The following is a 905-nucleotide window of genomic DNA, read 5'->3' as shown; positions in this document are numbered from 1 at the left end:
CAAAAATGTATCAGCTTGATGGGGACCGATATTACCATCAATTCCTCGAATCGCCAAGTTCATCTTGCACAGCTTCCAAGTCGTCGGGTTGGATTCTTGACCGTAAACTGATAGATTATCAATCCGTCCTTGATGCTCTTTAACAAACTTCGATGATTGAACGAACATTCCTCCAGATCCACAGGCTGGATCATAAACGCGTCCTTGGTAAGGTTCTAACATCTCAACTAATAAAGAAACGATAGAAGACGGTGTATAAAACTCCCCACCATTTTTTCCTTCCGCGCTGGCAAAGTTACTTAAAAAGTACTCATAAACGCGTCCGATAACATCCTTTTCGCGACTATCTTCATCACCAACTTTGAAAGAAAACAAGTCAATTGTTTCGCCGAGACGTGTTTTATCTAATTCTGGTCGAGCGTACGTTTTTGGTAGGACTCCAACTAATGTTGAATTCTCTTTTTCAATTGCAATCATTGCAGTATCAATAAGCTGACCAATCTCTGGTTTTTTAGCGTTATCTTTAATGAAAGACCAGCGTGCTTCTTGCGGGACAAAGAAAATATTTTCCGCCACGTATTCATCACGATCTTCTTCCTCTGCCCATTCATCTTCTTTTAGTTCTAAGTATTTTTCTTCGAATGCATCAGAGACATATTTTAAAAATAACAATCCGAGGACGACATTCTTGTACTCACCTGAATCCATCGAGCCGCGTAATTTATCTGCCATTTCCCATAGTTTTTCTTCGAATCCTAAGTTTGCTGTTGCCATTTCTGTTCCTCCTAAAAAATTTATTTATAAATATCCCGACGATGTCCGATCTCAAGAATCAAGATTACGACTTTCTCATCCTGGATGTCAGCAATCAGACGATAATCACCGATGCGATAACGCCATTCACC

2 protein-coding genes are annotated in these 905 nt (G+C 39.9%); both read right to left on the bottom strand.

Annotation, left to right across the window (positions count from 1 at the left end; all coding sequences use genetic code 11):
* Nucleotides 1-774, bottom strand: a 774-nt coding sequence (locus F8N00_RS18130; RefSeq protein WP_421018766.1) for a type I restriction-modification system subunit M, incomplete at its 3' end; no start/stop codon positions are given.
* Nucleotides 775-794: 20 nt separating this feature from the next.
* Nucleotides 795-905: type II toxin-antitoxin system RelE family toxin (locus F8N00_RS18125; protein WP_421018767.1), on the bottom strand; the 111-nt coding region annotated here is incomplete at its 5' end.

The organism is Exiguobacterium sp. A1_3_1, from assembly GCF_048985645.1.
In the GTDB taxonomy this organism is placed as follows: domain Bacteria; phylum Bacillota; class Bacilli; order Exiguobacteriales; family Exiguobacteriaceae; genus Exiguobacterium_A; species Exiguobacterium_A indicum.
Note: the sequence above shows the minus strand (reverse complement) of the source record. Positions and strands in the feature narration are given on the sequence as shown.